At 43.2% G+C, this 23,860-nt stretch carries 18 protein-coding genes and 2 tRNA genes; 13 read left to right on the top strand and 7 right to left on the bottom strand.

The features are described 5' to 3' along the window. Nucleotides 1-65 precede the first annotated feature (65 nt). Both N6H18_RS01535 and N6H18_RS01530 read right to left on the bottom strand, forming a co-directional pair. Complete coding sequence (locus N6H18_RS01535; RefSeq protein ID WP_262310085.1) at nt 66-224, bottom strand: hypothetical protein; 159 nt, start codon at nt 222-224, stop codon at nt 66-68. Further along, complete coding sequence (locus N6H18_RS01530) at nt 221-901, bottom strand: tetratricopeptide repeat protein (RefSeq protein WP_262310084.1); 681 nt, start codon at nt 899-901, stop codon at nt 221-223. Before N6H18_RS01530 ends, N6H18_RS01535 begins: the two co-directional genes overlap by 4 nt. Before the next feature lie 41 nt (nt 902-942). Here N6H18_RS01530 and N6H18_RS01525 point away from each other — a divergent pair, with 41 nt between their 5' ends. Further along, complete coding sequence (locus N6H18_RS01525; RefSeq protein WP_262310083.1) at nt 943-1,440, top strand: PaaI family thioesterase; 498 nt, start codon at nt 943-945, stop codon at nt 1,438-1,440. 55 nt (nt 1,441-1,495) lie between these two features. Here N6H18_RS01525 and N6H18_RS01520 read toward each other — a convergent pair whose 3' ends face one another. Continuing rightward, a complete protein-coding gene (locus N6H18_RS01520; protein WP_262310082.1) occupies nt 1,496-1,837 on the bottom strand; it encodes a DUF6249 domain-containing protein in 342 nt (113 codons plus the stop codon). Nucleotides 1,838-1,951: 114 nt separating this feature from the next. On the opposite strand from N6H18_RS01520, the gene N6H18_RS01515 reads away from it, so the two are divergent. The 12 genes from N6H18_RS01515 to N6H18_RS01460 all read left to right on the top strand — a co-directional run bounded on the left by N6H18_RS01515 (nt 1,952) and on the right by N6H18_RS01460 (nt 18,368). Then, nucleotides 1,952-2,521, top strand: a complete 570-nt coding sequence (locus N6H18_RS01515; RefSeq protein WP_262310081.1) for an RNA polymerase sigma factor — start codon at nt 1,952-1,954, stop codon at nt 2,519-2,521. 11 nt (nt 2,522-2,532) lie between these two features. After that, entirely contained in the window at nt 2,533-2,946 is a 414-nt protein-coding gene (locus tag N6H18_RS01510; protein ID WP_262310080.1) for a hypothetical protein, read from the top strand. 129 nt (nt 2,947-3,075) lie between these two features. After that, a tRNA-Gly gene (locus tag N6H18_RS01505) sits at nt 3,076-3,148 on the top strand. Nucleotides 3,149-3,266: 118 nt separating this feature from the next. Then, nucleotides 3,267-3,350: transfer RNA gene (locus tag N6H18_RS01500), tRNA-Leu, on the top strand. Between the two features lie 598 nt (nt 3,351-3,948). Then, on the top strand, nt 3,949-5,043 hold the full coding sequence (locus N6H18_RS01495; protein WP_262310079.1) for a glycoside hydrolase family protein: 1,095 nt from the start codon (nt 3,949-3,951) through the stop codon (nt 5,041-5,043). 11 nt (nt 5,044-5,054) lie between these two features. Continuing rightward, a complete protein-coding gene (locus tag N6H18_RS01490; protein WP_262310078.1) occupies nt 5,055-5,849 on the top strand; it encodes a YesU family protein in 795 nt (264 codons plus the stop codon). Nucleotides 5,850-5,858: 9 nt separating this feature from the next. Beyond that, entirely contained in the window at nt 5,859-7,226 is a 1,368-nt protein-coding gene (locus tag N6H18_RS01485) for an alpha-L-fucosidase (RefSeq protein WP_262310077.1), read from the top strand. A gap of 71 nt (nt 7,227-7,297) precedes the next feature. Then, a complete protein-coding gene (locus N6H18_RS01480) occupies nt 7,298-9,664 on the top strand; it encodes a right-handed parallel beta-helix repeat-containing protein (RefSeq protein WP_262310076.1) in 2,367 nt (788 codons plus the stop codon). Nucleotides 9,665-9,763: 99 nt separating this feature from the next. Beyond that, nucleotides 9,764-11,191 carry a glycoside hydrolase family 30 protein gene (locus tag N6H18_RS01475; protein ID WP_262310075.1) on the top strand — a complete coding sequence of 476 codons (1,428 nt, stop codon included), beginning with the start codon at nt 9,764-9,766 and terminating at the stop codon, nt 11,189-11,191. 83 nt (nt 11,192-11,274) lie between these two features. Continuing rightward, nucleotides 11,275-14,067: a heparinase II/III-family protein gene (locus tag N6H18_RS01470; RefSeq protein WP_262310074.1), complete on the top strand. Its 2,793-nt coding sequence runs from the start codon at nt 11,275-11,277 to the stop codon at nt 14,065-14,067. 8 nt (nt 14,068-14,075) lie between these two features. Beyond that, nucleotides 14,076-15,719 (top strand): GH39 family glycosyl hydrolase, encoded by a 1,644-nt coding sequence (locus tag N6H18_RS01465; protein ID WP_262310073.1) that lies wholly within the window; start codon nt 14,076-14,078, stop codon nt 15,717-15,719. Between the two features lie 489 nt (nt 15,720-16,208). After that, on the top strand, nt 16,209-18,368 hold the full coding sequence (locus tag N6H18_RS01460; protein WP_262310072.1) for an RICIN domain-containing protein: 2,160 nt from the start codon (nt 16,209-16,211) through the stop codon (nt 18,366-18,368). Nucleotides 18,369-18,686: 318 nt separating this feature from the next. Here the strand turns inward: N6H18_RS01460 and N6H18_RS01455 are convergent, their stop codons facing one another. From N6H18_RS01455 to N6H18_RS01440, 4 genes are all read right to left on the bottom strand, one after another. Beyond that, nucleotides 18,687-20,012, bottom strand: coding sequence for a sugar porter family MFS transporter (locus N6H18_RS01455; protein WP_262310071.1), 1,326 nt, complete (start codon nt 20,010-20,012; stop codon nt 18,687-18,689). 48 nt (nt 20,013-20,060) lie between these two features. Then, nucleotides 20,061-21,293, bottom strand: a complete 1,233-nt coding sequence (locus tag N6H18_RS01450) for a glycoside hydrolase family 88 protein (protein WP_262310070.1) — start codon at nt 21,291-21,293, stop codon at nt 20,061-20,063. Nucleotides 21,294-21,358: 65 nt separating this feature from the next. Then, nucleotides 21,359-22,279, bottom strand: coding sequence for an ROK family protein (locus tag N6H18_RS01445; RefSeq protein WP_262310069.1), 921 nt, complete (start codon nt 22,277-22,279; stop codon nt 21,359-21,361). A 477-nt stretch (nt 22,280-22,756) separates the two neighbouring features. Continuing rightward, on the bottom strand, nt 22,757-23,770 hold the full coding sequence (locus N6H18_RS01440) for a LacI family DNA-binding transcriptional regulator (protein ID WP_262310068.1): 1,014 nt from the start codon (nt 23,768-23,770) through the stop codon (nt 22,757-22,759). Between the last annotated feature and the right edge of the window lie 90 nt (nt 23,771-23,860).

Raw genomic sequence — 23,860 nt, 5'->3', positions numbered from 1 at the left:
TTAGATGCTAGATTTTAGTGCTTAGACTTTAGACAAAATGTTGTTTAATCATGTGCTATTAATTTCTACCCGCCGCAGCCCATGAATTTTTTGAGGTCAATATCGGGTAGACCGACTTTGGCTTCATCCTCTTTCTGGGTTTGGTCAGGGGGGGCAACAGGTTTTGTGGTTTTGGGCTTCTTTTTTAGCTCCTCAGTAGCCTTGTTTTTCTCTTCCTTTTTCATTTGCAATAGCGGTCTATGAACTTTTGCGAGAGGGTACTGCCTAGTGAAACGGCGGTTTCAAAATCTCTACAGGCACTCTCGTAGTCTTCACGGTTTTTATACGCGAGGGCGCGGTTGTGGTAGGCATTTACAAAATCTTCTTTTTCCTCGATCACTCTCGAAAAATCATTGATAGCAGACCTATACATTCCAGCCGAAAAGTAGGCATTTCCACGGTTGTAGTAGAGGTTGACGATATCGACAGGTACTTCAGCGCTGTAGTTGCTTTTGATTGCCAGACTGTAATTTTCTGTTGCTTTTTCGTAGTTGTCCATCTTGAAGTAGATGTTGCCTGCCAAGTAATACATGTCTGCCTGATCAGGTGATAGCAAGAGTGCCTGCTCGATGTCTCTTTCGGCATCCGCCAATCGACCCAATCTCATCAAGGCTGTAGCTCTACCCACAAAAGCATCTGTGTTGCCATCAAATATTGTGATGGATTGATTGAACTGATCTACTGCATTTTCAAACTGTTCTTGGTCTATCATCGTCCATCCATTGGATAGGAGTTGTTTGCTAGCAAGGTATTGTTCTTCATCTAGGGTATCGTCTTGTGCGGTGGCTTGAAAGCCAAATAAAAACAACATAGCACCCATTGCCATGATTATGTATCTCTGTCGCATTGCCTCTTCTGTCATAATCCGCTTAAATTAGCAAAAACAGTTAACCCAACACGACAATGAGTAAACTATTTGAAAAAAAGTACTTTCAGGATTACATGCCAGAGAACGTATGTTTTGGTTGTGGGATCAACAATGATCAAGGACTGCATGTCAAAAGCTACTGGGAAGGAGAGGAATCTGTCTGCCTATGGCGCTCCGAAGAAAAATACCACGGTTGGTCCAATCTGATGAATGGTGGTGTAATGGCAACATTGATAGACTGCCACTGTATGTGTACTGCCATGGCGCATGCATATCAAGTCGAAGGGAGAGAGCTAGGTTCGCAGCCTGAGTATCGCTACGCTACTGGGACGCTATCTGTGAAGTACCTTAAACCTACTTCCAACAACGATCAGGTAGAGTTGAGAGCCAAAGTCATAGAAGTCAAAGGGAAGAAAACAGTCTTGAAATGTGATTTTTACTGTCTCGGAGAGAAAACCGCTGAGGCAGACGTAGTGGCTATTAGGGTATTTGATAGCAGTACGGATACAGGAGGTAATCTCTTTAAATCCTAGAAGAGAATGAATGGTCACCAAACTATATTGGCTAGGTGACCATTATGTAAAGGGATCATTTGTTTTCTTCTTTGTTGCGAAATTTTTCTTCGACGAAGTAGGATATAAACAAACCTAAGCCACCGAATATCATGAGACATGAAAAGATACCTACTTCTTCAGATACTAGGCCTGCAACACTGATCATATTGCCTACCAGAATCCCGATGCCTGCGCCGATGAGCAAGAGTCCAATTTTCACGGCCGGGAAGGTAATGGCCTTGCGATTAAAGATGTTGGCATCACCGCCTTTTTCAATGAGTGCCAAGCGTTCGTCGTTCATGAATTTTCTGATCACGATGAGAACTGCTGCTGTAGAAGTAAAAAGTACAACTGGAATGATTATTTCTGCGTCCATAATTTTGATTTTTTGATTTCCTCCATATGACAGCAGTGATATGGTAGCGGTTACACCCAAAAAGAAATATTTTTTGTGTGTAACTTGACTCGAACAGCAAGCGTCCAACAGAGCGTGAGTCACCATATAACGGATCATGAGCTGATCGAAAAGATCAAGAAAGGCGACCAAGCCAGTTTTACCATATTGGTCAATCGCCATAAAAACTACGCATTGACCATTGCCAAACGGATCGTATTGGTGCAGGAGGATGCGGAGGAGATAGCACATGATGCTTTTGTCAAGGCATACACCTCCTTGGGTTCATTCAAATATGAATCAAAGTTTACGACCTGGTTTTACAGGATAGTAGTCAATATGGCGATTAGTCGTGGGCGAAAGAAAAAGTTGGATGTAATAGAAATTAGCGAAGGTCACAGTGATTTCGTGGGAGACTCAGGAACAGCTGAACTAGATACCAAGGATCGAAACTACTATCTCAATTTGGCCATCAGCCGTTTGAGTCAAGATGATAGGCTGATTATCACTTTGTACTATCTGGATGAGTTGGATATGGAGGAAGTGGCAGCCATCTCAGGTTTTGATAAGAACAACCTAAAGGTGAAATTGCATCGTGCAAGAAAGCGTTTGGGGGAAATATTGAAGGTTATCATGCCTACAGAATTGGAATCTGTCGTGCATTAAAGTCAAAGGAAATGAAAGAACACAATTCATTATCGGAAAGAGACGAGTCGTTTGATCAAATGGATCAATGGATGAAACAGTTGCCAATAGAAACGGTGACCGATGATTTCACAAATAGAGTGGTGTCAGCCGCAGTACTCAGAAAGAAACGCAAGACCAATTTGCGAATACTTATCGTGATGTTGATCTTGTTGGTATTTACCATGGGACTTTGTGTATTCATGTTAGGAGGGACAGCAGTTGATAATCCGACATCATACCTGGACATGACACGAAATTGGGTGAAACCATATTTTTCAGGATTGGTGGGTATTGTTTCTGTAGAGATTTTTTTGATGATTGAAGGGGTGTTGTTTCTTTTGGTACTTGAGAAAGTAGTCAGTAGGCTGATCTTGTCGCGTCAAATGGACTTGATGAAAAAATAGTTTGGATCAGAAAAATCAGATAGTCAATTGCTTAGAAAATACTTCGTAAAATTTATAAACCAAGGCTTGAATAATTAAAATTGCTGTCTATCTTTGCACTCGAATTTAGTCAGATGGACTAATAACAACGCGAAAGTAGCTCAGCTGGTAGAGCGCCACCTTGCCAAGGTGGAGGTCGCGGGTTCGAACCCCGTCTTTCGCTCAATTGAGTGTGAGAGTGTATGTGAGTGAGAAGGTGCAATAGCATCGCGCATACACTTTTTTTGTGTACAAGCAGTTCTTATCATAGGCTTGAGGGTACAACAATACTCCATGATACTGCCGGAGTGGTGGAATCGGTAGACACGCAAGACTTAAAATCTTGTGACCTTCTGGTCGTGCGGGTTCAAGTCCCGCCTCTGGCACATAAACCTCTGTTAATCTATTGATTTCCAGAGGTTTTTTGCTTATAAGGTATCGGTTTTGGTGTCGAAAAATAATTAAGAAAAAAATAGGTTGGTTTATCGTACCAAATTCAAGCAACGAGTATTACAAAATAGACCAGAGTCTCTATTGAGAATAGATTGCGCAAAATCAAAGGAGATGAAATTACAACTTGATAAAATGAGCTAAAGATTTTTTTTTAATATTGAGAAGCACAAACGGTCAAGTTTGTAGTTAATTTTGATACGATGCTCACGCATCACCACCCAATGCTGCGGTAGTGGGATAGAAGCCTTGATGTCAATCAAGGCTTCTGCATTTTATGGAGTGAGTAGTCTCTGATTATTTTCCTCCCATAAAAGTTTATTTAGCATATCCACATCCTGTACCTCTCCAATGATGGGCTTATCTTTCGGTAACTAGATTTGGTAGTATATGTATTTAAATGAGGTTTTTGGTTTGGCGACAGGCTGTATGAACCAATAGTTATCTCATCAGACTCATTATTTATATGCTCGATGGTATAAATTTTTGAACTTGCCATGCAGAATGCAACAATCTATTTGCAGAAAGACTAACATGAAGATTATATTAAACCTGGTACTCTTATTGGCTATTTTGACCACTCACTGTTTTGGACAAAATACCATGATGACCAATCTAAGAGAAGCACCAACAAATGGAGGTTTTCAACAGGAGGGTTACTGGGTGTGGGGTAGTTCTGTAATCAAAGGCGAAGACCATCTGTACCATATGTATGTATCGAGATGGCCTCAATATTTGCCATTTCATCCAGGGTGGATGATAGCTTCTGAGATAGTACATGCCGTCTCAGAAACGCCCGAGGGTCCCTATCGCTTCAGTGATGTAGCACTCGGGGCAAGAGGGGCGCAATACTGGGACGGTAGATCTAGTCATAACCCCAAAGTGGTGAAGTACAAGGATACTTACATCCTATACTACATGGGCTCTACACATCCGTTTGAAGAAGTCACAACACAAAATGTAGATGAGTTTACCCTAGATAGCAAATGGTGCATCGCAGGTCGCTGGAGAAAACGCATAGGCATTGCTACTGCTAAAAGTCCATACGGCCCTTGGGAGCGATTGGAAGCCCCTATCCTAGATGTCAAGCCAGATACATTCTATAGCTTTTTGACATCCAACCCATCTCCATTGATCAAAGATGATGGTAGCGTAGTGTTGCTTTTTAAGGGTAGGGGATACCAATCTGATGAGATTTCACATGGTGACATGAGTGTCAGTGTAGCTACAGCGCCGTCTTACAAAGGACCCTATGTGGTGATGGGTGACGAGCCGCTTTTTTCAGAACAAAATTTTGGTGAGATTGAAGACCCACATTTGTGGTCTGACCGCCATGGCTATCACATGGTGGCCAAAGATCAACGAGGGAGAATCACTGGAGAAGCAGGAGATGGATTACTTGCGCACTCTAAAGATGGGCTCACTTGGGTAGTAGATCAAAATCCTCAGGCCTATACCAAAACAGTGAAATGGGACAATGGTAAGATCATTCAGCAAGGGCAGTTAGAGCGTCCATTTGTATTGGTAGAAGAGGGAGAGCCTACCCATATATTTTTCGCTACGATGGATGGACCTGGAGGATTCAAAAACGGTAGCAAAACATGGAACATGGTGATTCCATTGAAATGAAAGAATTGACAATGAACAAACAAATATTGATCACAATTTTAGCTTTGTCCGCAGGGATGTGGGCTTGCAAGACCAAACCACAAGATGATTTTGAAAAATTCGATGCGGATACTGAATGGGAGTTGGCATTAGTAGATCCATGTACCGATGACTGGCGTACACATTGGTTTTTGGACGGTGAGATCGCAACGGTTGAAAATTCGGATAGCGGAATGGATTTTTCGGCAGGTCCAATCAACAGAAATGATGCTCATCATGCTGTATTGTGGACCAAACAGTCCTTTGAGGGGGACGTGAAGATTGAGTACGATTTTACGCGGACAGATGAGCAGGTAGTCAATGTCAATATACTATTTATTCAAGCCACAGGCACTGGTGAGGGGCAATTTAGCAAAGATATTACTGAGTGGAATGACTATCGTAAAGTTCCGACTATGAGCAAATATTGGCTCAATATGAATACAATCCACATCAGCTATGCGGCTTTTCCGATGGTCAATGAAGACCCGACCAATGACTATATTCGAGTACGAAAGTACCCTGCTCAGAGCAAAGAAACCTTTGGAGAGACCGAGGTGCCACCGTCTTTTGATAAGACTGAGTTGTTTCTTCCTGGTATCACCTACCACATGACTTGGGTCAAAACAGATGGAAAGCTCTTTCTGAAGGTAGAGGGAGATGAAAAGGAAAAATTATACCAATGGGATCTGACAGGTTTTGAGCCAGTCGTCGAGGGACGAATAGGATTGCGGCATATGTTTACCCGTTCTGGGAGGTACAAAGATTTTAAAGTATATACTAAATAGTAAAGTTGAATGAAGAAAGTAGCGAATTATCTATGGGTAGCCTTGGTGCTTTTTGGGGCAGCGTGTCAGCAAAAAGCTAAGGAAGAAAAAGTGATCATTGAAGAACCAGTTGTCATCAGTGATGATGAAAGAATGCAGTGGTGGCGCGATGCAGGTTTTGGCATGTTTATCCACTGGGGGGCCTATGCAGTGCCTGGTGGTGAACGCAACGGTGAAATCTGCAAAGGAGGGGCTGAGTGGATTATGGACAAATTGGATTATACCATCGAAGACTACGAAAAAGAAGTAGTTGCTCAGTTTAATCCAACGAAATTTGATGCAGACGCTTGGGTGGCTATGGCCAAAGACGCAGGTATGAAGTACATCGTATTGACCTCCAAACACCACGATGGTTTTTGTCTATGGGATTCTGAGGTGACAGACTATGATATCATGGAAGCATCGCCATTCAAGCGTGACATTGTCAAGGAACTGGCAGAGGCGTGTAAAAAAGGTGGAATTAAATTTTGCTTCTATCACTCTATAGTAGATTGGCATCACCCAGAGGCACAGGCACCCTTGTATCCTAATTACAATGTGGGACAAAAGGACTCCACAGCCTTTAATCCAGAGTTTCCAAAATATTATGAAAACTATCTAAAACCACAAGTACGAGAGCTTTTGACTAAGTATGGTGATATAGGTGTGGTATGGTTTGATGGAGATTGGATTCCAGATTACACCACTGAGATGGGCAAAGAGATGTACAATATGATCCTAGAGATGCAGCCACGCACCATCGTCAACAACCGTGTAGACAAAGGTCGTAATGGCATGGAAGGGATGGATATGGAAGGCAATTATGCGGGAGACTTTGGTACGCCAGAGCAAGAAATCCCCGCTACTGGTATCGATGCAGATTGGGAATCGTGCATGACAATGAATGGTTCGTGGGGGTATAAGCCGTCTGACACCAACTGGAAGAGTAGTGAAGTCCTCATTCAGAACCTCGTGGACATAGTATCCAAAGGAGGAAACTTTCTACTCAATATAGGGCCCGATCCACAAGGTTTATTCCCACAAGAAAGTGTAGAACGTCTGGCCGACATGGGCAAGTGGACCAAGGTCAACGGTGAGTCGATCTATGGTGCAAAAGCAAGTCCATACGACAGACCAGAGTGGGGAAGATATACTGCCAAAGATGGTGTGATCTATGCGCACATATTCGAGTGGCCAGCCAATGGCCGTCTAGCGATCAATACCGACATCAAACCTAGCAAAATGTCATTGCTAGCTGATCCTGGGGTGGAGTTAGAATGGGATGTAGAACAATCTCAGGTAGTTTTACCTACTAGTGCATTGGACTCATCTGCTACGGTCATCAAGATAGAATTGTAAGAACTGTAATTAGTTAAATGATGTGTTACCGATTGCTCATTTGGGCAATCGGTATATTCTCCAATCGAGATATGAAGAAGACTATTTGTTATTGCGCCCTGCTGTTGCTGGGATGGGTGTCTATATTGTCTGGCTGTGAACAGCCCTCTGTTCAAATCTTTGTAGATGTCAGTGGTCCACAGGACGCAGATGGCTCCAAGGAGAAACCATTTCCTACCCTTGCTCAAGCAATAGCTCGGGCAGAACAAATCAAATCTGCAAGCACCCCAATTGCCCTGACCATTGAGATGGAGCCAGGCGAATACTATTTATCTTCACCTATTCTCATATCTCCGTTGCTGAGTGGATTGACACTGAAAGGCAAGGGCAGTGACCAAGTCGTACTCAAAGGTTCTGTTCCTTTGGATCTAGATTGGAAAAATCACGGTGACAGCATAGTTGTTGCGTCTTTGAATCAAAACATAAATTTTGATCAATTTTTGGCCAATGGAAAGCTACAAATTTTGGCTCGCTACCCTAACTACTCCGAGGAGGGAGGTTACTGGCAGGGTCATGCTGCTGATGCCATATCACCAGAGCGAATCCAGACTTGGCAACATCCAGAGGGAGCCTACTTTCATGCCATGCATAGTGGCAAGTGGGGAGGGTTTCACTTTGAAATCACCGGTGTGGATAGCACTGGAAATGCGATATTGGCTGGTGGGCAGCAAAACAATCGCCCCTCTCGTCCACATGAGCAGTATCGAATGGTCGAAAATGTCCTAGAAGAACTCGACAGCCCAGGTGAGTGGTTCTTGGATCGTGACAATCAAAAAATATACTACTGGCCAGAGCTGGGTTTGGATTTGGCAACTGCCAAATTTGAAGGGACTGTTCTGGAAAATTTGATTTCTATACAAGGAGATGAAAAAGAGCCTGTACGTGATGTGGTCATCACAGGAATCAAATTTGAACATACCAAACGTACATTTATGAACGAGTATGAGCAGCTTTTGCGAAGTGACTGGTCCATATTCCGTGGTGGAGCATTGTTTGTTGCAGGAGCAGAGCACTGTAGCATTAGTGATTGTGAATTTGTCAATCTGGGAGGAAATGTGGTTTTTGTGAGTGGATACAATCGTGACATTACCTTATCCCAAAATCACATTCATGAGAGTGGTGCGAGTGCCATTTGTTTTGTAGGCGAATCTTCAGCAGTGCGCTCTCCAGCGTTTCGTTATGGGGAATTCGTACCTGTGCAAGAGATGGATACCCTATCAGGTCCACAAAATGATTTTTATCCCAAAAACTGTCTAGTAGAAAACAACCTGATATACCGTATAGGTAGAGTAGAAAAACAAACAGCTGGCGTAGAAATCGCCATGTCCATGAATATAACTGTCCGCAACAACAGTATATACGATGTGCCTCGCGCAGGTATCAACATAGGTGATGGTACCTGGGGCGGGCATGTATTGGAATACAACGATGTGTTCAATACTGTATTGGAGACAGGTGACCATGGTTCGTTCAATTCTTGGGGAAGAGACCGATTTTGGCATCCTAATAGGCAATACATGGATAGCCTCACGCTGGCTCATCGCTCGATCACTGGTTGGGATGCAATACATACCACAGTGATTCGCAACAACCGCTTCCGCTGTGATCATGGTTGGGACATAGATCTCGATGATGGCTCTACCAACTACCATATCTACAACAATCTCTGCCTCAATGGAGGGATCAAGTTGCGCGAAGGCTTTGATCGGGTGGTCGAAAACAACATAATGATCAACAATGGGTTTCACCCTCATGTGTGGTTTGCCAACTCCAAGGACATATTTAGAAACAATATCACCATGAAATCCCATCAAGACGTGGGGATGCGTGGTTGGGGTCAGCAAGTGGATCACAACCTGTTTACCAACGAAGATGCCCTACAGCTCTCCCTCACCAAAGGTGTAGATTCGGCCAGTGTATTCGGGGATCCATTGTTCTTGGATCCGACACAGTTGAATTTTGAGGTTGGGGACGATTCACCTGCTTTGAAAGTAGGCTTTCAGAATTTCCCGATGGATGCGTTTGGTGTACAAATTCCTGCCTTGAAGGCTTTGGCCAAAACCCCCGAAGTACCTATAATAGATCCAGAGTACCAAGGCGAGAATACCGTACCCAATGCTATTATCTGGATGGGAATGAAACTCAAAAGCATCGAAACCATGGCAGAACAGTCTGCAGCAGGGCTACATGAGATGCAAGGTGCGTGGGTCATGAAAATCATGGACCGACAGCCTAAAGCTCTTGGTGTGCGAGAAGGTGATGTGATCTTGAAAATAGGTGATACCAAGATCAGAAGTACAGATGATCTATTGGGGCTGGATATGGTAAAAATGAGCGAAACAAAAGCAGAGATTTCGGTCATGAGAAATCAAGCCATACATACCCAACCCCTCAAATAACAATGATTTATAAAGCAGTCATAGATTTTGAATGGAATTGCGGAGTGTTTTTGGTATTAATTTTTTTTGGATAAAGAACATATGAAAAAAAACAACAAAATGATTTGGCATATTGTGCTTTTGGGGATGAGTATGTTACTTGTACAAATCTCAGCAGCACAAAACATAGATATGGTCTATACTACGGAGAGCAAGCGTTGGGTAGAGCCTAAGAAATTCATCGCTCAATCAGAAGGGACAGTAGAAAGTACCATCAAACTGTACCCGGAGCTACCATTGCAAACTATGGATGGTTTCGGTGGAGCATTCAACGAACTGGGTTGGACAGCCTTGACCAGTCTGCCTACTACAGATTACCAAAAGGTATTTAAGGAGATGTTTTCAGCGCAAGGAGCTAATTTCTCCATGTGTCGGATTCCTTTGGGAGCGAGTGATTATGCCTTGAGCTATTATTCCTCCAATGATGTAGCGGAGGATTTTGTGATGCGAGATTTCAATATTGATAGAGATCGTTTCATATTGATTCCATACATCAAAGAAGCCCTCAAAATAAGGCCTGATCTACAAGTGTGGGCATCTCCATGGACTCCTCCTGCTTGGATGAAGGTCAATGAGCACTACTCCCTGCGGGCAGGAGATTGGGAAGGTCGACAAGGAGGCAACCGCATGGATCCAGGCGCACAGATGTTCAACAATGCCACAGGGTTCAAAATGCAGGAGCGTTATTTGAAGGCTTATGCGCTCTACTTCTCTAAATTCGTAAAGGCTTACGAAGCTGCAGGAGTGCCACTTTTTGCGATCATGCCTCAAAACGAAATTGCCTACTCTCCCAACTGGCCCAGCTGTACTTGGCGAGCAGAGGATATGTCTTACTTCATAGGAGGCTATCTCGGACCACAGTTTGAGCAGGATAGTTTGGATACCGAGATATGGCTCGGGACGATCAACTGGAGCAATCCTGACTATGTACGTACGATTCTCAACAATGAAAAAACCGCCAAGTACCTCACAGGAGTAGGTTTTCAATGGGGAGGATCTAAAGCCATCGCTACAGTCCATGAAGAATATCCTGATTTTCGACTCATGCAAACTGAAAACATCTGTGGAGAAAGTGAAAACGATTGGACCTCACTCGAAAGGTCTTGGAAGACTTTTATTCATTACCTCAGGTCAGGAGCTGGTTCTTATATGTACTGGAACATGGTCTTGGACGAAACTGGTATGAGCTCGTGGGGATGGCCTCAAAACTCAATGGTAATCATAGACCGCAAGGCGAAAACCGTGAAGTACACGGATGAATACTATCTTTTCAAGCATGTCTCACACTTTGTACAACCTGGGGATCAGTTCCTCAAGTCGGACGGGGAGAATCACTTGGCATTCAAAAAGTCTGATGGTAGCATCGTACTCGTTATTTACAACGGGGAGGAAAGCGTGAAAACGAGTACCGTTAAGATGGGAGATAAAACTATCAACCTAAGCTTACAGGCCAAATCGATCAGTACTGTGACCATTGCTAACTACTAATATTCTGTCGACTGACAGGTCGTAATGAAACGTTTCGACCTTTTTGGTTTCATCATAAGACTTTGAAATAATATGACGCAAATATGAAAAAGACGTATCATCATTTATCACTATTCTTTTTCATGGTTTGGGTGATGTGCGCATGCACTTCCAGTTCCGAACAAGAATACAGTGGGCATCCGAGGATTTATGTCAACGATGGCAAGAAGGACAATTTTGTCACATCTGTCAAGGAGGTAAGCTGGAAGAGAGCCATCATTGATAAGAAAAAGAGCAATTTGGAAAAATACCTTGCCTATGTAGAAGAAGATTCTACTTGGTTGCTGTCCAGATTGCAGATGAACTGGAATACGAAGCACACGGAGGTCTATTTGATAGGGGGTGATTTTGACCACTCGGCAGGAGAGGCACCTGTACCGACTGTGCGCTACTCTGGCACACGTGATTGGGCGACAGACTACCGTACACCTAGCCTAGAGGAGGTGGAGCCTTATCAAGACGATGCCCGTGGCATCTATAGACAGAGGAAGGATAACGGCGCATGGGAATGGATCAAGCCCTCATTGTCTGGGCACTCGATCGAAAAAATCAATGACCACATCATGCAGATCGCTGCGGATGCTGCTTTTCTCTACTGGCTCACTGGAGAAGAAAAATACGCAGAATTAGCGACTCCAGTCTTCTTTCAATACATAGAAGGGATGTATTATCGAGATGCCCCCATAGTACTGGACTCATCCAGCCAGAGAAACATCTCTGGGTTGGCGACTTTCGAAGTGATACATGAAAGGATCGTTGTTTCTCTGGTTGAGACCTATGATTTCCTCTATGATTATTTTCAAAATCACAAGATGAATCTGACGCATGCACAGGCTGTGTTTCAGAAGTGGGGGGATCAGATCATCACTTATGGCGTACCAGACAACAATTGGAATTTGTTTCAAGCTCGTTTTCTTACCTATATAGCCATCGTACTGGAGGATGATAGCCAATATGAGAATGGAAAGGGTCGCCAATACTATCTCAAAAACACCTTTGATATCTCATCACCGAAGCAAATTGCCCTACGTGAGTCTATGCGAATATACGATCAGGACAATGGGATTTGGCCTGAATCACCATCCTATTCCATGCATGTGACTACTAGTTTGTTGGAGATTTTGACGCTGTTGGACAACTTTACCCATGAGAATGAACTGAAAAATTTTCCCATTGTGGAAAAGGCCGCATTGGCAGCTTTTCAGTATCAGTTTCCCAATGGATACACTCTGGGGTTTGGAGACTCTGGGCATCATACTTTGCCTGCCGACAATTTTGAACTGCTGATTGCCAATTATCATAAGTATGATGAATTGGACAAAGAAAAGGTAATAAGTGGACTATTGTATGATTTGATGGATAGAGGACATTACCAGCGCAAAGGTGGTGGATTGTTTGAGCTGTTTTTTTACACAGATGATTTGCTGTCGAGATCAGAGATTGAGAAGGGTGAATCTCTGGTGACACCTACTTTTTATGCCCCCAATGTGAGTTTGTTTGTGCAGCGTCAGGGCCAAGGGCAGGACGCCATGATGATCTCTACGCTGGGTTCCTACGGCAACCATGCCCATGCCAATGGTATCGCGATGGAGTTGTATGCCAACAACTACGTACTCGGGCCAGATATGGGGCGTGGATCGAGTTATTGGCATCCTGATTTTTTGGAGTACTACTCGCAGTTTCCCGCCCACAATACCGTGGTGGTAGACGGAGTATCTACCTATGCATCGATGCGCAGTTATGATCCATATACCCTCGAAGGCAGTTTCCCCAAGTCTGGAGAGCAAGCATTTTTTGACAAAGTTAGCTTCGTGGATGTTTCTTTTTTTGAGCCAAAGACAGAGGCCAATCAGCGCCGTGTGACCACCATGATCGAAACACCCGCTGGCCAGCGCTATGCCTTGGATATCTTTCGCTCGGGCAAAGTCAACGGAGGAAAGGAACAACATGACTATTTTTATCACAACCTAGGTCAGTCGCTTGATATTCTCGATACCAAGGGTCAAAAAATAACACTCACTCCAACAGATGAATTGGGAGAAAAGCATGGGGAGTTGAAAGCTTATGATTATTTCACTGATAAGAAAAAAGCACAAACAGGGTTAGACCTAAAAGCGCGTTTCACTATCCAAAGTGACAACAAACCCGATCAGTTCATGGATGTTTGGGCCAAGGGCTATACGGGGCAGCAGGTTTTTTCCGTCCTCGGACCCAAATGTAACGCCATCACTGAAGGTACTGCACCTAGTGAACTACTAGACGCAAAGATACCGACGCTTATGCTGAGGCGACAGGGGTCGGCATGGAGTGATCCTTTTGTGGCAGTTTTCAATCCCTACATAGGGGTAGATTCCAATCAGATTCTTGACATACAGTTTGACGGCAATCGTCTGGGAGCACAGCAAATCACAGTAGCATTGATAGATGGCACACGCGATGTTATTCACGTGGGAGAGACTGTTTCTAGTGTGATTGAGAAAGAAGGATTTTATCAAAAAGGCTTGTTGTCAACGGTTCGTGCCAAGGAGCATGCTGATTTTGATTTTGTGTTTCTATCAGGAATCACACGTTTCGAAAACCAAGAGGTGAAAGTAATCACTACGGGAATACCTGCAACAGTGAGTTTGGAGCGTGATGGTCGTGAACTGAAGATGCAAAATGATCAACCTGTGGTGGTGTCACTGAGAAGGACCAAGGATTTTGATCCCAAAATGATCAAGATATACCGAGGGGATCAGGAAATAGATGCACGCCAAGGAATCATCAGTAGTGATAGCCCAGATTGGGTCGAATTTAGATTGGAAACAAGTTTTGAAAAAATCGTCGTAGTAGAATAAACATAAGTATGAATAGAAAGACACAAGTATTGATATGGACACTTGTGCTCATGGCGACAGGGCTATGGGCGCAGAAGAAGACAAAAGTGAGTGCTACTTCCCAAGGGCAGGCATTTGAGCATTATTGGAGTAAATGTGTGGGCGCAGGACGTGCCAATGAGGGATTGCGCGCTGGATGGTTGGAGCAACTCGAAACAGTACAGCAAGATTGTGGGTTTGAATATGTACGTTTTCATGGTCTCTTTCACGATGATATGTTTCCAGTCTTCGAAAAGGACGGAAAGATCACTTACAACTGGCAGTACATTGATGACTTGTTTGATCGCATGCTCGATCTCCAAGTACGTCCCTTTGTAGAATTGGGCTTTTTTCCAGAGCCATTGGCAGCAGATAGCAGCCAGACGGTGTTTTGGTGGAAGGCACGGGTGACACCTAAAGAAGAAACTTTTGGTATGTGGCATGATTTGGTCAAGGCTTTTACCCAACACTGCGTGGATCGCTATGGGATTGATGAAGTATCAACATGGTATTTTGAAGTATGGAATGAACCCAACTTAGATTGGGGCTTTTTTGATGGAACCAAAGCACAATATTTTGAACTGTACAAGCAGTCTGCGCTGGCTGTAAAATCGGTAAACAGTCAATTAAAAGTAGGTGGACCTTCGACGAGCAATTTTGTGCCGGATGATCGATACAAGGGACAGCGAGAAGATCGCAGTATCTCTGATGCGCTCTTTGCTACTGATGACATCAATTCGTTGGAATGGCATGGAGTATGGATTGAGGATTTTCTGGCTTTTTGTCAAAAAGAAAGTTTGCCAGTCGATTTTGTGAGTTGTCATCCATATCCTACAGATTACGCCTTCAATCCAGAGACAGGCAAAGGCAAGGGACTGACTCGATATGTTGGGTCTACCAAAGATGATTTGGAGTGGCTCAATGCGACTATAGCAAAAAGTGCCTATCCTAAAGCTGAAATTCACCTCACAGAGTGGAATACCAGTCCAAGTAGTCGTGACAGGATGCACGATCTCCTGCCTGCAGCTGCCTATATCGTCAAGACCAATTTGGATTGTATCGGATTGACTCATTCATTGGCTTTTTGGACCTTTACAGATATTTTCGAAGAAAAGGGAGGCGCAGCGAGTATCTTTCATGGTGGTTTTGGAATGATCAATTATCAAGGATTCGTCAAGCCATCCTATCATGCTTATCGTATGCTGCATCAGCTGGGGGATGAAGTGCTATCTCAAGAAGAGCATCTTTTTGTGACCAGAAAATCGGGTAGTGGCAAGGTGGTGGCCTTGGCATACAACTACCCCAAAGAGGCAAATGGAGCAGTACCTGCAGGCAACATGAGTTATGCAGATATGGCTAAGGGAAGCGCAAAGGATCTATCCATCGTGCTTTCTGATCTGAAACCAGGTGCGATGTTCAAGATAGAAATACTGGACAGAGATCATGGCAATATCTACCACTACTGGCAGAATATGGGACAACCAGAGCCTCCTACACGTGAGCAAGCTAAGGTAATGAAGCAGGCTGCATCTACCCTCAAGACCAGTCTGGTGAGTGCAGATGAAAAGGGGAAGTTGATCCTAGAGCAGAAAATTAGTCCCTGGAGCGTCATGCTCATCGAACAAATAGATTAAAATCGTTGTGTGCGATTATGTGGAGAAAGGGCCATGTCGATGTTTCATCGGTATGGCCCTTTTTTGTTATACAGTTTGATTGAGAGCTTGCTTTTTCGCGATTTGTCACATTTTTAAGGAGCCTTGTTTTACACATATTGGTTGATAGTTGATATGAGTTGGATGATCAAATGAGGAAATTGAACCAACAACGAATTAGGTTGAGTAGTTGAAGTTTAACTATTTATCTCTGTTCATGGTATGGCAGAGAGTAGTTGTTGCTGTTTCACAACCTTTACTTAAACATCAGATCAATGCAAACAACCAGATTTTTGGATAGTAAGGTAACTACCTTCTTTCTACCTCCCTACTATATGCTTTTGTATCAGTGAGTGTTTTTAGTCGATTGAATTTTGATCCAATCCGATCATTCAGTCCTAGCGCACTTTTGGTATTTGTCAATTGGCCAATACCTAAGACTTAAAAACTAAAATTAAATAAAGCATAATTATGAAAACTAAAATTACAATCAGCCAAACTTGGCTATGGTGTATGAAAGCCACCGTATGCCTCATGTTTTTTGGATTGGTTTCTCATGCACAGACGACAGTTTATTCGCTCAGTGCTTTGAAGCCATACCTTGATGACAACAATGCCAATGTCAAATTGGCTCCAGGTACATACTCTGTCACCGCAGCGGATGTGGCCAACGGATTGTACTCAGATCAATCCGATGTAGTGGGTAGAATCTCAAAGGTTCTTTTTCTCTTTGAGGGAAACAACAGTACCTATGATTTTACAGGTGTGACTATCAATGTCTCCACAGCGGTGTTTCAGTCCTTTGGTAACTACAACGTGTATGAAATGCAGATCATAGGCAACAACAATGTACTCAAAAATCTAACATTGGTGGATAATGGCTCTGTAAATGACAACCCAAGCAAGTCAGCATGCAACCTAGTCATGGACGGATCTGGCAACAGAATCGAGGGTTTTCATGTGACAGTCAAAGGTTCTTATCCCTATGGGTACGGAGATGCTTTTGGCAAGGGTGGAGGACCCGTGATTTCTCATAGGAAACACAGCGCATGTTTGATCAGAGGTGAATCTAATCACGTCAAAAATTGTACATTTATTCATAGATCCTATGGTCATGCCATTTTTATGCAGGCAGCTAGCAACCCTACGGTCGAAGGGTGCAATGTAGAAGGTGAAATGCGGACTACCGATGATATGTTGGACGAGGAAGGCACAGGTTCACCAGCGGATAACGTGGATTTCATGACCGTCTGGGGATATAAACTTCCTGCGGGATACATGATGAGTTTGGGTGAAGGTGGAATCCGCGCCTACAATGCAGGAGAGACAGTCATCAATGGTGTCGGATATGAAAGAGGTACCTCTAATCCTACTGTGCTCAACTGCACAGTCAAATACATGAGAACAGGAGTGACGCTGGCACATGCTACTGGAACCAAATACGTCGAAGGATGTACGATCATTGGCTGTGAGCAGGGATATGCAATTGGCTCAGGAAATGTGGTCAATTGTAGAGCCGATGCGGCATTTGGCCCTGTATATCAAAGCACTTATGACAATGATAATGGCTTTCATGCGGACATCACGATTATCCCTGCGGTAGATGCGTACTACAACGGGAGTAAAAGTGTGGCATACATTGGGAGTGATTATTCCAATGTTACGCTGAGGAGTTCTGAAGCCACAGTGAATCAAAACCTAAAAATACAAATGGGTGGTGATCACAAAAACATTCGTTTCTTGAATGGAAGTAACGCATCGCAGAATAATCATTCAGGTTATCATGTAGATATAGAAAACTTCACAAACTATCCGATTGTCATAGCATCAGGCACGAACTATATAACAGGGGAGTCTTGTGGTACAGTAACCAATAGCGGATCCAACAACAGCATTAGCAGTTCGTCAAACTGTCCTTCGTTTGGAGGGGATTTTCAGCTCGTCAAACGAAACGCAACAAACTACGCCATCGACGGTGGAGTAGGTGCAGTGGTAGGTAGGTCAGTTGAGCTCTATACTTATGTACAACATGCCAACCTGACTTGGACTGAGATCGATCGTGGTGGGGGTTATTATTCTTATCAAAAACTAAACACTACAGTATGCCTTGATGGAGGGAGTGGAGGATCCAATGGACAAGATGTGACTCTAAAGACGTGTTCGTCAAGTAATTATGCTCAACAGTGGCAAAAAATAGATGCAGGCAATGGACACTACAGATTACAAAAACGTGGCACCAACTTTTCTATTGACGGAGGGAATGGAGGCGCAATAAATCAAAACGTGTATTTATGGGCGTCTAGCAGCACCAATCAAAACCAACAATGGCGCTTTGACAATGTAAGCAGCGCCAGAGTAGTCAGTCAGGAGACCGTAGACCCAAGTATATTGACAAACGAATTGACAATATATCCTAATCCTGCGATGGAGACTTTTAAAATCCTAGTCAAGGACAAAGGATTTAGCAGCTATATGCTTTTTGATGTGAGGGGAGGCATGCTTCAACGAGATGTCTTTGATCCAGCCGTCGAAGAATTGGCCATAGACGTAAAACAATACAGTGCTGGCATCTATCTGCTCAAATTAGAAGGAGCAAATGACAGTAAAACTCTTAGATTAGTTAAGGAGTAATCAATACATCAAAAGCAGGTAGGGAGAAAAATCTGTTGTAGATATAGAAGAGGAGTCGGCAATGTCCGACTTCTTTTTTTGTACTGACTGGAAGAAACAAAGATTGAAGAAGCACGACAATTTTATTGCCTGCAAAGGCAGGTACGACGAGACTGTTTTAGCTAAGGGGGATAAAAAAGGTGGGAAACTTCCCAAGAGAAGTAACCCACCTATTACCTGTCCTCAAATAATTAATCTTAATTCAAACTATTACCAAACACTAAAACTAATTACTTAATCTACGATTGATTATTACTTGACTTCAGGCATTTACTACTATTATTTAACTAATTCTTTTTCAAGTTGTTCGAGTGACTTTCCTTTGGTTTCAGGCATCATGAAATGTACAAAAACAAGCTGCAATACCATCAAGCCACCGAATAGCGCGAAGATCATCCATGGTTCGAATACATGAATCAATACTGCACCAAATAAGGTGATCAATGCTGCAAATACCCAGTGGATGCCACAGCCCCAAGCTTGTCCATAAGCCCGTACCCTGTTGGGGAATATCTCGGAGATAAACACCCATATCACTGCACCTTGTCCTATGGCATGTGATGCAATGAACAGGAGAATGAAGGCAAGTTTGAAGCTGGCGGTAGCTTCGGTGTAGAAGCCATAGGCGACCATCAAAAGGCTAATGATATAGCCAAACGAACCTATATACATGAGTTGCTTTCTTCCTGCTCGGTCGATCAGGTACATCCCTGCGATGGTGAATATCAGATTGACCAACCCGATGGCTATGGAGCTAAACAGAGAATCAGATGTGGCAAATCCTGCTTTTTCTAGTATCTCTGGAGCATAGTAGAGGATGAAATTGATGCCTGACAATTGATTGAAAAAAGCAATCAAAAAGGCCAGCAGTAAGGATACCTTGTATTTTTTGGAGAATACACTCGATACATCGTCCTTCGTTTGTTCTTGATCCAATCTGATGTCAACCAAGATTGCTTGAGCTTCTTCTGCGGTCGAGGTTTTTTGCAATACTTTTAGTGCTGCAGCCTCATCATTTTTGTGCAATACCAGCCATCTTGGGCTTTTGGGAATACCAAATACCATGACTGTGTAAATAATCGCTGGCAATCCCTCGATCCCAAGCATCCATCGCCAGTCATTGGCTCCACCGACTCCTTTGAGTAGGTAGTTGGAGATGAAAGCGATCAGTATACCAAACACGATGTTGAATTGATACAGAGCACCCAGTTTTCCGCGGTTGTTGGCTGAGGATATCTCAGAGATGTAGGTAGGTGCGGCGATCGAAGAGATGCCTACACCTAGCCCCCCTATGAATCTGAAAAATGAAAACATGTAGGGGTCAGTCGCTAATCCTGATCCAATGGCCGATACGAAGTATAGAACTCCAATACCAATAAGGGTGTTTTTTCTACCAAATTTGTCAGTAGGAAACCCTGCTATCAATGCTCCGATGACAGTCCCCCACAAAGCCATGGACATGATAAAAGTGCCATGAAACCATTCAGAGGTTTGCCACAGTTCTTTGATAGGTAGGTTGGCTCCAGAGATCACGACCGTATCGAATCCAAAGAGAAAGCCCGCCATCGCGACGACTATGGAGTAATAAATAAGTCTTTTGTTCATGCTTTTGTGGGTTTGATTTGGTAGAATTTAATTCTGCCAATATCTAATTTATGATTTATTACTCTTAGGAAGGAAACTAGCCAATACAGAATTTACTATTGGTTCTCCTTGTTGTAGTTTTTTCAGTCTCAAAAGTGCCTCTACATAATAATAGTCTGCATAGATGATAGAAGCATCGATTTCAGACCCATTGGGGTGGTGACCTGTAGAATGCATCAGAAATGCAGTATTTTTATTCCTGCTCTGGTAGTTGTTGGACAATTCTTCCAACATGGCCGTGGCCTTAGACACATATTCATTTGACAGTGCCTCTTCACTATACAAGGACAATTCTAATAATGCCGAAGCAACTATCGCTGCTGCTGATGCATCTCTAGGTGCATCAGGGATGCCTGGCGCGTCAAAGTCCCAGTAAGGGATCATGTCTGAAGGCAACCTATCCAAATAGATGCGTGCCGTGTTTTGTGCCATTTTGAGATACGCTGGCTTTTTTGTCTCTCGGTACATCATGGTATAGCCATATATCGCCCAACCTTGTCCTCTAGCCCACATGGTTTCGTCAGCATACCCTTGGTGGGTGATGCCTTTGATTTTTTCTCCAGTGATAGTATCGTAGATCACTACGTGATATGCCGAAAAATCGTCACGGAAGTGATTATTCATGGTTTTGTCTGCATGTGTCACAGCAATTTCTTTCAATGCGGGTGTTCCGTCATTTTCTGCTGCCCAGTACAGCATTTCTAGATTGATCATGTTGTCAATGATCGTGTTGTGAGGATATTCTGTCTTGACAGGCCAAGACAGAATTGTACCTACTACTGGGTTGTAGAGTGTAGCGAGTGTGTCTGATGATTTGAGGATCATTTCTTTGTAGGCCGGGTTGTTTGTCAGACGGTATCCGTTGCCTGCACTACAAAATACTTGAAATCCCAAGTCGTGATCTGTGGCGGGTTCTACTGAAAGTGGTTTCAGATATTGAGTAAACTGATTTGCTTCCTCTTTTAGGTTTTGCGCTCCCGTATATTCATACAGATACCAAAGTGTACCTGGCCAAAAACCACTCGTCCAATCTCTGTATTCAACATACGTCCAATCCTTTGCGCCGTTGGGGATATTTCTTGGTATAGAAGCAGAATCATCGGGAATGAGTTGAAGCGTTTTTTGAGCTTGTGAGACACAATAATCGAGCTGTTTGTCGATATCAAAAGCTTCCTTTTGCTTTTGTTGGCACCCCATACCGATAAGTCCGACTAGGACGATTGTTAAAATGTGATTTTTCATATGTATTGTTTTATGCTCTTCTATGGTTTTTAATCTTTTCGGAGCAAGATGTTTATTATCTGATGTTAGTTCTCTGTTAAAAAGGCAGCTCCAAATACTCCCGCACTATCACCTAGTGCAGGTTTGACCATGGCTGCTTGAAAATCATGGTTAAACATGTGTTGATTGATTGCTGCACGTCCATCGGAGTACAGTTCATCGATGTTGCCTACACCACCACCTATGACTATCACATCTGGATCTATGATATTAATCACCACACTGATCGCTTGTGCAAAACCAGATGTGAGTCTTTGTAGAGTTTGTACAGCTACATGGTCAGATTTGGATCTTGCCAATGCGACGATTTCCTTTAGTTCCTTTTGTACGCCAGTCTGTTGATGGTAGTACCATTCTAGTGATGGTCCTGACAGGATACTCTCGTTGTCTCCTGTTTTGCCACAAAAACACTGACGACCCTCAAATCCTGGAAGCAAACTGTGACCCCACTCTCCGCCAATGCTATGATGACCATTGATTACTTGACCATTCACAACTAGACCGCCTCCGACACCTGTCCCCAATATCACTCCAAATACGACTTTTGCCTCTGGGTAGAGTTCCTTCACTACTCCCAATTTGGCTTCTGCCAATGCAAAACAGTTGGCGTCATTGGCCATTTCTATTTGTATATCTAACAGTTGCGAAAGATCATCTCTCATGGGTTTGCCATTGAGTGCCACAGCGTTGCTGTTTTTCATGAGTCCAGTGCTAGGTATCAAAGTCCCCGGTGTCCCGATACCTAATGTGGTAGGAGGTGTGCCCTGATGAGCTACCATGGAATCAAACAAATGCTTGACTTGATTGAGTACATGAGTGTATCCTTTGCTGGCTTCTGTAGGTACGCGCTCTCTGAATAGAATCTTGTTTTGATTCAACGTATCGAGGATTACTCCTTCGATTTTGGTTCCCCCCAGATCTATCCCCCACAATACTCCGTTATTCATTTGTGCGATCTATTATTTGTTCTTTAATGTGTTCCTTCTAGCGTGATCTTGAATTTGACTCTATGAAGGTGAGAAGCACCTGTGATGTGAAATGAGGTATACAAGATAGTTTGTACTTGATATGCATGTTCATTCCATAATCATTGCTTCTTGATCGAATTGCTCTTAGTGTCCAACTGATTCAATTAACATGTATCGTCTTGACACGATGAGTTTTCGTCATTCTCTTTACAATATTGGTGGAAAATGAAAAAGAGTGATATGACTTATGATTCATAGAACATAAATCATGAGTCAAATCGATGTTTGAAGTGCATATTGGTCAAATGAGGTAGGTGTTTTGTTCTATGAATTATACTGATGGGTGGCTCATGAAAGCGATATGAGAAATATTAGGACGATATTTTTATAGAGTATGAACCAGACGGCTTTACCAGTTTTGAAAACCAAGCTTGAGATGAGATAGAAATTTGGGGGTTACTTCTTAGTAGACTCTCTGATGACTAGTTGTTGATTGATGACAATTTTTTCAGCGGTGAGTGCTTCATCTTGATTGATGATCGAAAGGAGTTTTTGAGCGCTGAGGCTCGCCATCTTTGGAGCCACTTGCTGTACAGAGGAGAGCTGAGGGTGCATGTAGCTAGCGATGGGCTCGTCCGAAAACCCAAATACCGAAATCTCATCTGGTATTTTTTTTCCGAGCTTGAGCAGGGCATTTACCACGACGTTGGCCACATAGTCATTGAATACCGTGATGCCATCCAGTTGAGGATAGTTCTTGATAGTTTTGATCAAAAACCGTTCAATACTTTGAGGATTCATTTCATAGTATTTTATGAGTTGCTCGTCTACGGTGATTCCTTTGTCGGTAAGGGCATCCATATAGCCATATAGTCTGTTATTACTATTGTTGAGATGGATACTTGCCGTGACATGAGCGATACATTTGCAGCCTTTTTCGATCAAGTATTGGTTGGCTTGATAAGAGGCTCTGTAATCATCCGCAATGATTTTGGGAACAGGTAGGAAATTGACCACCCGATCAAAAAACACCAAAGGAATCTCATGTTTCAATATTTTCTCAAAGTGATCGTGCTGCTTTGTGCCAGCACTGATCGCAGCTAAAACGCCCGCTACTCTTTGCTCTATGCACGATTGAACAGCTTTTCTTTCCTCTGCTTCATTTTCTTGGGTATTGAACAGGAGTAGGCTGTAGCCCACTCTGCCCAATTCGATCTGAAGCGTTTCTATTATTTTGGAATAGAAAAAGATCGTAATGTCTGGTATAATCACCCCGACGAATTTCGTCTTGCCGCGGTTCATGATTTGGGCATTGGGATTATGCACATAGCCCAATTCATCCGCCAGTTGCTTGACTCTTTGGATCGTTGCTTGACTGATGCGAGGGTGATCGTGTAGTGCCCTAGAGACAGTCGTATGCGAGAGATTGAGTTGTTGAGCGAGTTGTTTCAGTGTGACATATTTACCCATGCACAAAGATACTGCGCACACCTGTGCATAGCAATTAATGCCTGTTCTAATTGTCTCTGATTGTGACTTCCGCTAATTATGTGAAAGTAG

The organism is Reichenbachiella agarivorans, assembly GCF_025502585.1.
In the GTDB taxonomy this organism is placed as follows: Bacteria; Bacteroidota; Bacteroidia; order Cytophagales; family Cyclobacteriaceae; genus Reichenbachiella; species Reichenbachiella agarivorans.
Note: the sequence above shows the minus strand (reverse complement) of the source record. Positions and strands in the feature narration are given on the sequence as shown.